This window comes from Amycolatopsis sp. NPDC023774 (genome assembly GCF_040639695.1).
Taxonomy (GTDB): Bacteria; Actinomycetota; Actinomycetes; order Mycobacteriales; family Pseudonocardiaceae; genus Amycolatopsis.
The window spans coordinates 45,644-58,903 of the sequence record NZ_JBFAAJ010000016.1; the positions used below are offsets into that span (position 1 = coordinate 45,644).

The following is a 13,260-nucleotide window of genomic DNA, read 5'->3' on the forward strand; positions in this document are numbered from 1 at the left end:
GTGGACGGATTCGTCAGGTCGGGTCTGGACCGCGGGGCTGTGGTCGGGCATGCCCGGTGGGCTTGTCGAGAGGGGGCGGTCGTGGACGGATTCGTCAGGTCGGGTCTGGACCGCGGGGCTGTGGTCGGGCATGCCCGGTGGGCTTGTCGAGAGGGGGCGGTCGTGGACGGATTCGTGAGGTCGGGTCTGGACCGCGGGGCTGTGGTCGGGCATGCCCGGTGGGCTTGTCGAGAGGGGGCGACCGTGGATCGATTCGTGAGGTCGGAACTGGACAGCGGGGACGCTCCGGCACGCCGGCTCGGCTTGCCGAGAAGGGGGGCGATCGTGGACGGATTCGTCAAGTCGGGGCTGGAGCGCGGGGCTGTGGTCGGGCATGCCCGGTGGGCTTGTCGAGAGGGGGCGACCGTGGATCGATTCGTGAGGTCGGAACCGGACCGCGAGGACGTGGCCCGGTACGCCGGCTCGGCTTGCCGAGAAGTGACGATGGTGGACGGATTCATCAGGGCGGATCCGGACCGCGGGGATGTGGCTCGGCATGCCAGCCCGGCCCGCCGAGACCGGACGACCGAGGACCGACTCACCAGGTCAGAACTGGACCGCGGGGACGTGGTCCGGCACGCCAGGTTGGCTTGCCGAGAGGGGCGATCGTGGACCGGCTCACCAGGTCGGCCCGCACACGAACGGACCACGGAGAACCCGACCGATCCACCGATCCACCGCACCGCGACACAGCACCGCGACACAGCACCGATCCACAAACGACCCACCACGCCAGCCCACCACCCGAGTAAGTGACCCGATGTATCCCAGCCCTTCCTGCCTGCTCCTTCCCCGAGAAGGACCCCGAGACAGACTCACGACACCGACGCCGAACCCCACGCGCCTCGCGAGTGAGGCAGATACGGTGACCGACGTGCAAACCACCGAGGTAGACCCGCCATGGGAAGGCCTGACCGGCGTCGACCTGCACGCTGCCTGCATGGAGGCGGCGCGGGCCGGTGACCGGCGGGCGATGGCGAAGCTCGTCGACGAGCTGACGCCGCTCGTCTGGCACGTCGCGCGCGCGAACGGGCTGAACCGCCAGGTCGCCGAGGACGTCGTGCAGACCGTGTGGCTCGCTCTGTTCAGCCAGCTGGACAAGCTGCGCGATCCGCGGGCGCTGGCCGCCTGGCTGATCACCACGGCGAGACGGGAAGCAGCCCACCCCTACGGGCGCCGCGTCCAGCCGGTTCCGTTGAGCGACGAGGTCGCCGAGAAGCTCGAAAGCACCCATCCTGCGCCCGAGGACGAAGCCGTGCGCGCCGACAACGACCGGCGGGTCTGGCGCGCCTTCCTCCGGCTGCCCACGCGCTGCCAGGAACTGCTCCGTCTCACCGTTCTCGCCGGCCGCGCCGAATACCAGGCGGTCGCCGAAGCCATGCGGATGCCGCGCGGCAGCATCGGACCCACCAGGGGTCGTTGCCTCGACACGATGCGCGATCTCCTCGCAGGAGAAGGGGGTGGCCGATGAACGACATCGGCGTGCCGGGAAGTGGCAGCGCTCTGCCTGACGACGAGACGCTGCTGGCCGACCTGGGCCGTTTCCTCGACGAACTGGACCCGCCGCCGGAAGATTTGGTGCAGCGGGTCCAGTTCGCGCTCGAACTGGAGAACCTCGACGTCGAGGTCGCGCGGTGGGAGCGTGCCGGCGAGCTCGCCGGCGTCCGCAGCACGGCCACGGGCACGATCACGTTCACGGTCAGCGACCTGACCGTGATGATCAACCTCACTCGAATCGGCAAGCTGCACCGGATCGACGGCTGGCTCGCGCCGGCCGGCGAGTACGAGGTGGAGGTGCGCGTCGCCGACAAAGGCACCTTCTCCACCGTCGCCGACGAGGGCGGCCGGTTCGTGCTCGAGAACGTGCCGTGCGGGACCACGCAGATCCTGGTGCACCTCGGTGAGGGACCGCACCGCCGGACGGTCGTGACTCCCACCGTCGTGCTGTAGATCTAGAACCCGGACGGGCGTTACGGCGGGTCACGTGAATGTGCTCAGATAGAGCGCGTGTCCGCCCCGTCGTCTTTTCCCGATCGAGTGATCGCGGAGGCGTCGGACTTGTACGCGCGGGGCCGAGCCGCCTCGTTCGACCAGCGGCCCGCGCTCGCCGTGCGCTTGTTCCGGCGAGCGCTGAACCGCGTCTCGCGTGGTGACGCTGCGGCCTCGCTGGAGATCCAAGTCCGGGTACTCATCAGCCTGGGCGCGGCGGAAGCCGAGGTGACGTCGACCGAGTCCGGCCTCGCGCGCCTGGCGGAGGCGGAGGCGGCTCGGCAGCGCCTGCCCGTGGGCAAGACCCGTGCCGAGCTCGGGTTGATCGTCAACCTCCAGCGGGCTGTCGTCGTGATGCGCGCGGGCCGGTTCGCGGACGCGCTCGTGCTCTACGACAGCGTGATGCCGCAGCTCGAAGCCGGTGACCGGCTGCTGTTCCTGCGGACGCTCAACAACCGCGCGCTTGTGCACATGGCGTTGAACCACCCGGCCGCGGCGCAGGCGGACCTGGTGCGCGCGCTCGAGTTGTCGCTCGTGCTCGGCCAGCCGCGGCTCGAGGGCAAGATCCGGCAGAACCTCGGCGATCACGCGCAGTTGCTCGGGGACGTCCCGCAGGCGCTGTTCCACTACGAACAGGCCGCCCGGATCTTCGTCGACTTCTTCGAGGAAGAGTCACCCGGTTCGCTGGCAGTGGTGCGGCTCGACCAGGCTCGGGCGCTGCTCACCGCGGGTCTTGGTGAGGAAGCGGCGCGCCACCTCGACGAGGCGCTGCCGCAGCTGCGCGCGAACGGGTCGGGCCAGCACATCGCCGAGGCCGAAGTCGCCCGCGCCGCCGCCGCGCTGCTGGAAGGCGACTTCGCGCTGGCGCGCAAGTTCGCGTCCGATGCGAGGCGCCGGTTCCTGCGCCGCGGCAACACGACGTGGGCTGAGATCGCCGGCCTCGCCCGGTTCCGCGCCGACGCCCACAAGATCCTCAGCACCCGCGACGCCCGGTCGACCCCGCGGCTGCCCGCCGAGCTCGTGGCCCTGGCCGAACGCCTGTCCGCGTTGGGGGTCCGGGACGAGGCGGCTGTGGCGCGGTTGCTCGCCGTGCGGCTCCTGTTGCGGCGCGAGGAGTTCGACGAGGCGGCGAAAGTGCTGGCCGGCGTGCCGAAGCCGCGCGAGACGGCGCCGATCGACCACCGGATGCTGTTCCGGTTGTGCCGCGCGGAGCTGGCCGTGGCCACGGGCCGGCCGCGGTCCGCGCTCGCGCAGGCGCGCGCAGGCCTTCGCGAGCTGGGCATGATCCGCGACCGCATGGGCGGGCTCGACCTGGTGTGCGGCACGGCCGTGCACGGCGAAGAGCTGGGCCGCCTCGCGATGCGGCTCGTGCTGCGCCGCGCCCGCAACAACGCCGCGGGCGCCCGCCGGATGTTCGCGTGGCTGGAGCGCACGCGCGCGCAGGTCTACCGCTACGAGCCGCTGCCGGTGATCGAGGATCCCGTGCTGTCCAAGCACATCACGGAGATGCGGCACCTGCAGCGCACGATCCAGCGCGCCCGGGTCGAGGGCGAGCCCGTGAAGGCGCTGGAGCAGCGCTATTCCGCGCTGCAACAGGAAGCGAGCCGGCTCGGCTGGTACACGAGCCCGTGGGGCCGGCCGCGCCCGGTCGCCACGCCGGACGAGGTCGTGGAGCAGCTCGGCGACCGCGTGCTCGTGAGCCTGGTGCCGTACAACGGGCAGCTGTACTCGGTGGTCGTCGACCGCGGGTCGTTCCGGCTGCTGAAGCTCGGGCCGTACCAGGACATCGTGGAGACGGCGAAGCAGCTGCACGCCGACCTCGACGCGTTGGCGCCCGACCACCTGCCCCCGATGCTCGCCGAGACGGTGGCGGCCTCCGCCGTCCGGCGCGCGGACAAGCTCGACGCGCTGATCTCCGCGTCTCTGGTCAAGACGCTCGACGATCGCGAGCTCGTGATCGTCCCGATCGGGCAGCTGTACGCGATGCCGTGGGGTGCGCTGCCGTCGCTGCGTGGTCACGCGGTGTCCATCGCGCCGTCGGCCACCGCGTGGATCACCGCCAAACGCGCCACCGACGCCGGCGCCGTGCTGCTCGCCGGCGGTCCCGGCGTGCCCGGCGCGGTCGGCGAGGTGAGCAAGCTCCGCTCGGTCTACCCGGACGCCCGCCTCGTCGACGGGTCCGGCGCCACCAGCTCCGCCGTCCTCGCCGCCCTCGACGGCACCCGCCTGGCCCACCTCGTCGCCCACGGCGCCCACGAGCCCGCCAACGCGTTGTTCTCCCGTCTGGAACTCGTCGACGGCCCGCTGTTCGCCCACGAGACTTCGCGCCTGGTGAACCCGCCCGAACGCGTCGTCCTCGCGGCCTGCGAACTGGCCATGAGCCACATCCGTCCCGGCGAAGAAGCCCTCGGCTTCGCCGGCACGCTGCTGGCCAGTGGCTCCCGCACGGTCATCGGCGCCGTCGCCCGCGTGGGCGATCGCGCGGCGGCAGACACGATGGCCGACCTGCACCGGCGGCTGGCCGACGGCGTGTCACCCGCGTTGGCTCTCGCGGAGGCCATCGCCGTGGACCCGCTGCGGCGGCCGTTCGTCTGCCTCGGCGCGGGCTGAAGTACTAGCCCAGGAAGTCGGCCAGTGGCACCGGCGTCAGGCCGTCCTTCTTCGCCTGCGCCAGAAAGGCTTCGTAGTCTTCCTTGAAGGTCTTGCGGAAGTGCATCAGCACGATGTCGCCGGGGCGGAGCTTGTCGCCGACCTGGAACTGGACGTGGCCGTCGTTCACCGCAGCGGACCACAACACGGCAACCCGCATGCCGCACAGCTGGGCGGCGTGCAGGGTGTTCTGGTCGTAGTTGCCGAACGGCGGTCGGAACAGCACGGGGCGCACACCGAGCTCGCGCTGGAAGTCGTCGGCGTCGTCGCAGATCTCCTTTTGCTGGTAGGCCAGCGGTTTGCCCTTGAGGTTCGGGTGGTCGACGGTGTGGTCGCCCAGCGTCGCCCCCGTCGAGTCCAAAATGGACTTGAAGTAGGCCTCGTGACCCTTGACGTAGCGCTGGTTCAGGAACAGCACGGGATGCCCGCCGGACTGCTGGATCAGGCCGGGCGCCGAGGGATCCTTGACGGCGCCGTCGTCCATGGTGATGAACACGTACGGCTTGGTGGTGGTGATCCGGCGGACCACACCGACCTTGCCGTCGGTGATGGCGGGGGCCTTCTGCTGCACCGTGCCGAACGGGTACGGCCCGGACGCAGCCGCCGGGTGCGCAGCGCCGGGCGCGGGGTTCGCCTGGCTGGGGGGCGGCGCGACAACCGGTGCCGGCGCGGAACAAGCCGCCACCACGAACAACCCGGTCACCACAGCACCCAGCTTCGTCACGCGTTTCACACGAGGGGAGACGTCGAGACGGCGGCCGGAGTTGAACCGTTGTGGCCCAACGCACCCGGGTCAGCGCCCGGAGTCGGCCGCTTTCACCAGTTGTGCCGAAAGGATCCGGATCGCACCGCGCAATGCGGCGGCGGCGAAAGCTCCGGTTCCGGGCACGGACTCGGTGAACGAACCCGTCCAGCGCAGGTCCGTGCCGCCCGCGGTGTTCGGGGTGAAGAACACCTCGGCGCGGTAGTCGCGCACCGGCCCGGAGCCGTCGAACGTGTAGACGTGGCGCCGGTCGGGCTCGTACTCCAACGTCTTCTCCCGCAGCAGCACCGGCCACAGTCCCACTTCGCGGACGGCGCCGACGCCGTTGGGATCGTCGTCACCCCGCCGCGCCCAGCGCGCCTGCACGATCAGCGGCCGGCCCCACGTCGACCACAACGGACCCTCGGTTTCCAGGCGGAACAGGACTTCCGGCGGCGCCGTGCTGATGCGGTTGACCTCGAACGAGTACGTGCGGCCCGGCATCGTCGGCCCCTTCCGTCTTGTTGACAGGGTGATAATTAACCCAAGACGCTCAGCGTAGGTCAAGATGGGTGCGTGAGCCGCCCCGACTTCGCCGCGCCGCACTGGCTGGTCCAGCTCCTCCGCTCGAAACCGGTCCCGGTCCCGTGGGACATGGTCGCCCGCGCGGTCGTCGCGCTCGCCACGCCGCTGGCCGTCGCCTACGCGGCCGGCGACATCGGCGTGGGCGCCCTGGTCTCCACCGGCGCGCTGCCCGCCGTGTTGTCCGAGGCCGCCGGGCCGTACCGCTACCGCGCCCGCCGGCTGGGCGGCGCGACGCTCGCGGCCGCCGCCGGCTACCTCGTCGGCCTGCTCACAGGCGGGATGCCGGCGTGGTCGATCCCGGCGATCGTGGTGATCGCGGCCGTCTCCGCGCTGATCAGCGCGGCCGGCAGCAACGCGTCGGTGGCGGCGCTGCAGATGTTCGTCTTCTGCGTGCTCGGCACGGCGCAGCACGCGACGGGCCTGAAGGTCGAAGAGCTGTTCGGGTACTTCTGCCTCGGCGCGGCCTGGAGCCTGTTCGTGGCGTTGGTGACGTGGACGGTCCGCGGCACGAGCCCCGAACGCACCGCCGTCGCGCAGGTCTACATCGAACTCGCCGCGATGCTGTCGGCCACCGACGAGCCGACGTCGCGCGTGGCCCGCAACCAGCTCACCGCGGCCATGAGCACCGCGTACGACCGTCTGCTCACCGCGCGCTCGTGGCTCTCGGGCCGCGACGCCGCGTACCGCCAGTTGCTGAACCTCTTGTCCGCCACCACGCCGGCCGTCGAGGCGTCCGTCGCGATGGTCAACGCGGGGCACCGGCCGCCGCCCGAGGTCATCGACTACCTCACGCGCGTGGCCGCGTCGGTGCTCGCGACCCAGCCGCTGCCCGCGCCGCCGCCGGTCCCCGAGGACGATCTCGACCCGGTGGAGTCCGCGCTCTACGCCGGCCTCGCGCGCATCGAGAAGGGCGACGATCGCCAGCGCCGCAAACCCGCCTCGGCGTGGCAGCGGTTCCACGAATGGCTCGGTTCGCTCGCTTCGGGCCCCTACACCTGGCTGGCCGCGCTGCGGCTCACGGTGTGCGTGGCGGTGGCCGAGGTCGTGGCTCTGCTGGTGCCGTTCGAACGCTCGTACTGGATCACGCTCACGGTCGGCGTGGTCCTGAAACCCGACTTCGGCTCGGTGTTCGGCCGCGCGCTGCTGCGCGGCATGGGCACGATCGCGGGCGTCGCCATCGGTGCGATCGTGCTCGCGATCGGCGCGCGCGGCTGGGTGCTGGTGGTGCTGATCGCCCTGTTCGCGGGCGGCGCCGCGATCGGGAAGGTGCGCAACTACGGCATGCTCGGCACCTTCGTGACGCCGCTGATCATCCTGCAGATGGACCTCGCCCAGACGGGCAGCTGGTCGGTCGTCCTCGCGCGGTTGCTGGACACCGTCACCGGCTGCGTGATCGTGCTGCTGATCGGCTACCTGCTCTGGCCCGGCTCCCGTCGCCCCCGGGTCGGCGGCCGGCTGGCGGACAGCTTCGACACGGTCGCGGCCTACGTCCGAGCGGCCCTCGTCCTCAACTCGACGCCCGAAGCGCGACTGGCCCGTTCACGTTCTCGCCGAGCCGCCTACCGGGCGCTCGCGGACCTGCGCACGGCGTTCCAGCAGGTGATCGTGGAGCCCTCGCCCGCGGGCCGGCACGCGGTGGCGTGGTGGCCGGTGATCGCCGGGCTCGAGCGCGTGGCGGACGCGGTCACCGAGGTCTCCGTGACGCTCGGCCGCGGCGTGCCGGCCCCGTCGCCCGCGGAGATCGGGTTGCTCACCGACGCCTTGGCCGAGCTCGCGGCGGCCGTGCGCGAGCAGCGTGAGCCCGGGTCCGTGCCCCTGCCGGACAGCGCGCAGCTCTCCGGGGTCGTCGACCAGCTCGGCTCGACGTTCGACGCGGTGCGCGGGCCGGACCTCGTGGAAACCACCCCGCTGCGGCTGGTGCGCCGGTTCCTGCCCTACCACCGGCGCACCTGACCACTGCTTACTGTTGCGGCGGGTGCGGCTGCCCCTCCCCGGGCTTGTCGTTGCCGGCGAGCTTGCCGAGGAAGTCCTTGGCCTTCTCGACACCGCCGTCGATCTGCGCGTCGTGGCCACTGGTCTTGGACTTGGCGAACCCGGCCGCCTTGTCGAGGCCCTGCTCGATCTTGTCGCTGTTGTCCCGCAGCGCCTCGGCGGCCTTGTTCTTGAGCTCGTCGAAGTTGATGCCCATGTTCGCTCCCCAATCCCGTCGTTGAGACGTCCCCATCGTCACACAACGGACGCCCCCGGCAACTCCGGCGAAATCCCTGGGTCAGTTGACTTCGCCGCTGGCCACGCCGTCGTCCAGCGCGGTGATCCGGCCGCCTCGTTCGCCGAGGCCGATCAGAGCTTCGCGCGCGTCCGGGGCGGACAAGGTGATGTGGACGCCCGAGCGGGCGGCGTCGTGGGCGGTGGAGTAGGCGAGGGCGCCTTCGTGGCCGGCCTTGATGGTGGCGGCCAGGCCGCCGGTGGAGGCGAGGGAGCCGCGGGCGGCGCCGAGGCGGCCGAGGGCCTCGTCGACGATGGGCAGGAGCGCGTCGCGGTTGCCTTCGGTCATGGCGCGCACCAGCTCGGGGCTGGAGCCGGCCACGCGGGTGCCGTCGCGGTACGAGCCGGCGGCCAGCGACATCGCGAGCGGGCCGCCTTGGGCGCCGATCGTGGCGAGGATCGCGGCGAACAAATGCGGCAGGTGCGAGATCCGCGCGACGGTCTCGTCGTGCGAGTCGGCGGGCAGGGGCACCGCGAACGCGCCGACGTCCAGGACCAGGCGCGTCACCTCGGCCCACGCTTCGAGGTCGGTGTCCTCCTCGACGCCGACGACCCACGTCGCGCCCTCGAACAGCGAAGCGTTGCCCGCGAGCCAGCCCGACTCCGCCGTGCCCGCCATCGGGTGCCCGCCCACGTAACGCGTGTACGGCGCGCGCCGGCGTACGGCGTCGAGCATCGGGCCCTTGACGCTCACCACGTCGGTGAGCACGCAGTGCGGCGCGTGCTGCGCGACCAGCCGCAGCAGGTTTTCGACGGCAGGCAGCGGCACGGCGAGCACGATCAGCGCCTCGGCCGCCTCGGCCCGATGCAGCGCGGCCTCCACGTCGGTGGTCACGTCGTAGCCGGCGCGGCTGGCGGCGTCGGCGTCCACTTCGGACACTGCGGCGCCCCACGTGGTCCTGCCGCCGGCCGCGCTCGCGCGCAGCAGCGACCCGCCGATGAGCCCGAGCCCGATCACGCACACATCTCGCACGGGCCTCATCCTGCCAGTGGCCGCAACCCGGCTACAGCGTGGCCGCCAGGCGCGTGCCCTGGTCGATGGCGCGTTTCGCGTCCAGCTCGGCCGCCACGTCGGCGCCGCCGATGAGGTGCACCGGTATCGCACCCAGCGCGTCCGCCAGGTCCCGCACGGGCTCCTGACCGGCGCAGACCACCACCGTGTCCACCTCCAGCAGCCGCGGTTCCCCGTCGACGGTGATGTGCAGCCCGGCGTCGTCGACGCGCTCGTAGGTGACGCCGGAGATCCGCTCCACGCCCTTCGCCTTCAGTGCCGCCCGGTGCACCCAGCCCGACGTCTTGCCCAGCGCCGCCCCGATCGGTGTCTTCTTGCGTTGCAGCAGGTAGACGCGCCGCGGCGACGGTTCGGGGCGCGCGACACCGAGGCCGCCGGCAGCGAGCGCGGGATCCGTGACGCCCCACTCCGCCAGCCACTCGTCGCGGGTCCGGGTCGACGACGTGAGGAACTCGCTCACGTCGACCCCGATCCCGCCGGCCCCGATCACCGCGACTCGGGGCCCCACCGAAGCACCGCCCCGCACGACGTCCACGTAGGACACCACCTTCGGATGGTCGATCCCCTCGAGCGCCGGCACCCGCGGCACGACGCCCGTGGCCAGCACGACCTCGTCGAAGCCAGTCAGCTCCTCGGCCGAAGCCCGCCGTCCGAGGTGCACCTTCACCCCCGTGACCTCCAGCCGCCGTGCGTAGTAGCGGATGGTCTCGGCGAACTCCTCCTTGCCCGGGATTCGCCGCGCGATGCCGAACTGGCCGCCGATCTCGTCGGCCGCCTCGAACAGCTCGACGCGGTGGCCGCGCTCGCCCAGCGCCGTCGCCGCCGCGAGCCCGGCCGGCCCGGCGCCGACCACGGCCACGTGCTTCGCGCGTCGAGCCGGCGACAGCACCAGCGTCGTCTCGTGGCCGGCGCGGGGGTTGACCAGGCAGGACACGGGTTTGCGGCTGAACGCGTGGTCGAGACAGGCCTGGTTGCACGCGATGCAGGTGTTGATCTCGTCCTCGCGACCTTCCTCCGCCTTGCGCACCCATGCCGGGTCGGCGAGGAACGGCCGCGCCAGCGACACGAGGTCCGCGTCGCCGCGCGCCAGCACCTCTTCGGCGACTTGCGGCATGTTGATGCGGTTCGAGGTGACCACCGGGATCGACACGTGCGGTTTGAGCTTCCCGGTCACCCACGTGAACGTGGCGCGCGGCACGGACGTCACGATCGTCGGCACGCGCGCCTCGTGCCAGCCGATGCCGGTGTTGATGATGGTGGCGCCGGCGGCTTCCACTTCCTTCGCGAGGGCCACGACGTCGTCCCAGCTCTGCCCGCCTTCGACGAGGTCGAGCATCGAGAGCCGGTAGATGATGATGAAGTCCGGCCCCACCTGTTCGCGCGTGCGCCGAACGATCTCCACGGCGAAGCGGCGGCGCTTCCGGGCCGAGCCGCCCCAGCCGTCGGTGCGCTTGTTGGTGCGCTCGGCCAGGAACTGGTTGATCAGATACCCCTCCGAGCCCATGATCTCGACGCCGTCGTATCCCGCCTCGCGGGCGAGCGCGGCGCAGTCGGCGAACGCGCGGATCGTCCGCTGGATGCCGTAGCCGGTGAGCGCACGCGGGCGGAACGGGTTGATCGGCGCCTTGAGGCTCGACGCCGAGACGCTCAGCGGGTGGTAGGAGTAGCGGCCCGCGTGCAGGACCTGCAGCGCGATCTTGCCGCCGGCCTCGTGCACGGGCGCGGTGAGCCTGCGGTGCTCTTTCGCTTCCGCCGTGGTCGAAAGCTTCGAGGCGAACGGCAGCAGCCAGCCCGTGCGGTTCGGCGCGAACCCGCCCGTGACGATCAGGCCGACGCCACCGCGGGCGCGCTCGGCGTAGTACTCCGCGAGCTGCGGGAAGTGGGCCGCCCGGTCTTCGAGGCCGGTGTGCATCGAGCCCATGAGCACGCGGTTGCGCAGGGTCGTGAACCCGAGGTCGAGGGGCTCGAGGAGGTGGGGATAGGGCGTCATCGGGCGTCCTTCTCGGTGGGCGGCGCCGGGTCGGTTCGCAGTGCGGTGAGGACCTCGTCGAACCACTCGACCTGGCCTTCTTCGGCCCGGATGCCGCCGCGCAGCACGAGGTACTGGTGCAGCGCGCGGCCGTGGAGCCCGGCGGCGGAGGGGAAGTCGCGTTTCTCGATCTGACGGTAGGCGTCGAGACGTTCGGCGTGGGCTTTGCGATGCCGGGACAGCTCCTCGGCGACGGCTTGCTCGTTCCCGAACGACGCTCCGCGCAGCTTCACCGCCAGCTCCTGCGGCCCGGCTGAAGGGTGGGGCTCCGCGAGCCACCGCCGCAGCTCGGCCCGTCCGTTTTCGCTGACGGTGTGCACCTTCTTGTGCGGCCGCCCGTCCTGCGCGACGGTCTCGACGGCCACCCAGCCGGCCTCTTCCATCCGCTTGAGCACGCGGTAGATCTGCTGGTGGGTGGCGCTCCAGAACAGGCCGATGGACTTTTCGAAGCGGCGCGCGAGCTCGTAGCCCGAACCCGCGCGTTCGGACAGCGAGACGAGGATCGCGTGCTCCAGTGGCATGCGCTCAGGTTTCTATGCAACTAGGTGCAGTGCAACCCGGTGCAACGCACGTCACCCGGCAGGGTGGGCAAATCGGGTCGACGAATGGTGTGAACCGGCCAGGATGGACACCGTGCACCCGGTTCTGGAACTGATCAACGAGCGGCTGGCGTCGGGCAGCGTGCCGGGCGAGCGGAGTGACGACCGCCGCCTCGTGCTCGCGATCGAAGGGGGCAGCAGCCGCGGCACGTACTCGAGCGGCATGGTCCTCGCCCTGGACGAGATGGGCGCGACGCCTGCGTTCGACGCCGTCTACGGCTCGTCGGCCGGAGCCTTGAACGCCGCGTGGCTGCTCTGCGGACGCTCGCAGACGGGCGTGCGCACCTGGTGGAACCCCACGGTGATGCGCCGGATCATCAACCCGCTCCAAGCCCTGCGCGGCAAGTCCGTGATCGACCTGGACTACCTGGTGCACCAGGTTTATTCGGTGCTGGAGCCCATGGATTTTCCCGCGATCCTGGCCAACCCCGTCACGTTCCACCCCCTGGCGACCGACGCGGACACCGGCGAGTCCACCGACCTGCACCCGTTCATCTCCGAGGTCTCCGACATCAAAACCGCCCTGGCGGCCTCGTCGTGCATGCCCGTCCTCGCCGGCCCGCCGATCGCGATGGGCGGCCGTCGCTTTGTCGACGCCGGCGTGGCGGAGCCGCTGCCCTTTCGGACCGCGCTGGCCCAGGGGGCGACAGACGTGCTGGTCCTGCGTACCCGTCGGTCGGACGAGCTGCCGGCCCCGCCGCCACGCGTGCAGGACGTCGTCGTACCCCGGTTCCTGCGCCGCCACGCCCCGGGCACGATCAACGCTTGGCGCGAGCAGTACGCCCACGATCTCGACGACGAACGCCTGCTGCGCGAGGATCCGCGCTTGGCGAGCGTCCGGCCGCCCGCCGGCTCCCCGGCCGTGGGAGCGCTGGAACGCGACCCGGCGGTCCTGCGGCGGGCGGTGGAGCTGGGCCGGGAAGCGGTGTACAGCGCGTTGGAACAGTTGAGGGAAGCTTCCTGAAGCTCAGCTCCGCCGCGACCGCCGCCGCACGCGCTCGATGCGCTCCTCGGCGGCTTCGGGCGTGGTCATTCCCTTCCGCGCCCGGCGCGTGAGGCGATAAACGACGTCGGCGGCCAGTGGCGCGTCGTGGAACTTCCGCCAGATCTTGGTGAACCACTGCGACTTCTTGACGCCGAGCCGCTCGTCCGCCTGCTCGGCGGCTTCGAGGTCGACGGGACCGGTCGCCGAGTGCGTCACCAGGCGGTCGTGACGCCGGTCGGCGCTGTTGGGCCCGCGCTTGTTGCGGCGGATGTTCTTGCGTGAGCTCTTGTCGTTCTCGCCGTAGTTGTTGCGCCGGTCCTTCTCGTAGCTCAGGGCCTTCTTCCCCTGCGGGCTCTCGCGTGCCAT

Annotated in this window: 12 protein-coding genes; 5 read left to right on the forward strand and 7 right to left on the reverse strand. The window is 71.5% G+C overall.

The window, feature by feature from the left end:
• Nucleotides 1-904: 904 nt before the first annotated feature.
• From AB0F91_RS28275 to AB0F91_RS28285, 3 genes are read left to right on the forward strand one after another with little or no spacing between them, the layout of a single operon-like run.
• Nucleotides 905-1,510, forward strand: a complete 606-nt coding sequence (locus AB0F91_RS28275) for a sigma-70 family RNA polymerase sigma factor (RefSeq protein WP_360602182.1) — start codon at nucleotides 905-907, stop codon at nucleotides 1,508-1,510.
• Nucleotides 1,507-1,989: a carboxypeptidase regulatory-like domain-containing protein gene (locus tag AB0F91_RS28280; RefSeq protein WP_360602184.1), complete on the forward strand. Its 483-nt coding sequence runs from the start codon at nucleotides 1,507-1,509 to the stop codon at nucleotides 1,987-1,989. The genes AB0F91_RS28275 and AB0F91_RS28280 overlap by 4 nt, the downstream gene beginning before the upstream one ends.
• 57 nt (nucleotides 1,990-2,046) lie before the next feature.
• Nucleotides 2,047-4,638, forward strand: a complete 2,592-nt coding sequence (locus AB0F91_RS28285; protein ID WP_360602186.1) for a CHAT domain-containing protein — start codon at nucleotides 2,047-2,049, stop codon at nucleotides 4,636-4,638.
• A 4-nt stretch (nucleotides 4,639-4,642) separates the two neighbouring features.
• On the opposite strand, the gene AB0F91_RS28290 is transcribed toward AB0F91_RS28285, so the two are convergent.
• Together AB0F91_RS28290 and AB0F91_RS28295 are read right to left on the reverse strand one after the other, a co-directional pair.
• Nucleotides 4,643-5,371: a polysaccharide deacetylase family protein gene (locus AB0F91_RS28290; protein WP_360602420.1), complete on the reverse strand. Its 729-nt coding sequence runs from the start codon at nucleotides 5,369-5,371 to the stop codon at nucleotides 4,643-4,645.
• A gap of 99 nt (nucleotides 5,372-5,470) precedes the next feature.
• On the reverse strand, nucleotides 5,471-5,923 hold the full coding sequence (locus AB0F91_RS28295; RefSeq protein ID WP_360602188.1) for an SRPBCC family protein: 453 nt from the start codon (nucleotides 5,921-5,923) through the stop codon (nucleotides 5,471-5,473).
• Between the two features lie 72 nt (nucleotides 5,924-5,995).
• Between AB0F91_RS28295 and AB0F91_RS28300 the strand changes: the two genes are divergently transcribed.
• Nucleotides 5,996-7,957, forward strand: coding sequence for an FUSC family protein (locus AB0F91_RS28300; RefSeq protein WP_360602190.1), 1,962 nt, complete (start codon nucleotides 5,996-5,998; stop codon nucleotides 7,955-7,957).
• A gap of 7 nt (nucleotides 7,958-7,964) precedes the next feature.
• On the opposite strand, the gene AB0F91_RS28305 is transcribed toward AB0F91_RS28300, so the two are convergent.
• The 4 genes from AB0F91_RS28305 to AB0F91_RS28320 form a co-directional block, all read right to left on the reverse strand.
• Entirely contained in the window at nucleotides 7,965-8,192 is a 228-nt protein-coding gene (locus tag AB0F91_RS28305) for an antitoxin (protein ID WP_360602192.1), read from the reverse strand.
• A gap of 81 nt (nucleotides 8,193-8,273) precedes the next feature.
• Nucleotides 8,274-9,251, reverse strand: a complete 978-nt coding sequence (locus AB0F91_RS28310) for a prephenate dehydrogenase (protein ID WP_360602194.1) — start codon at nucleotides 9,249-9,251, stop codon at nucleotides 8,274-8,276.
• Between the two features lie 22 nt (nucleotides 9,252-9,273).
• Nucleotides 9,274-11,271: an NADPH-dependent 2,4-dienoyl-CoA reductase gene (locus AB0F91_RS28315; protein ID WP_360602196.1), complete on the reverse strand. Its 1,998-nt coding sequence runs from the start codon at nucleotides 11,269-11,271 to the stop codon at nucleotides 9,274-9,276.
• On the reverse strand, nucleotides 11,268-11,831 hold the full coding sequence (locus AB0F91_RS28320) for a PadR family transcriptional regulator (RefSeq protein ID WP_360602198.1): 564 nt from the start codon (nucleotides 11,829-11,831) through the stop codon (nucleotides 11,268-11,270). The genes AB0F91_RS28315 and AB0F91_RS28320 overlap by 4 nt, the downstream gene beginning before the upstream one ends.
• A 103-nt stretch (nucleotides 11,832-11,934) precedes the next feature.
• On the opposite strand from AB0F91_RS28320, the gene AB0F91_RS28325 reads away from it, so the two are divergent.
• On the forward strand, nucleotides 11,935-12,873 hold the full coding sequence (locus AB0F91_RS28325; protein WP_360602200.1) for a patatin family protein: 939 nt from the start codon (nucleotides 11,935-11,937) through the stop codon (nucleotides 12,871-12,873).
• Nucleotides 12,874-12,876: 3 nt separating this feature from the next.
• Here the strand turns inward: AB0F91_RS28325 and AB0F91_RS28330 are convergent, their stop codons facing one another.
• Entirely contained in the window at nucleotides 12,877-13,260 is a 384-nt protein-coding gene (locus AB0F91_RS28330; protein WP_360602202.1) for a hypothetical protein, read from the reverse strand.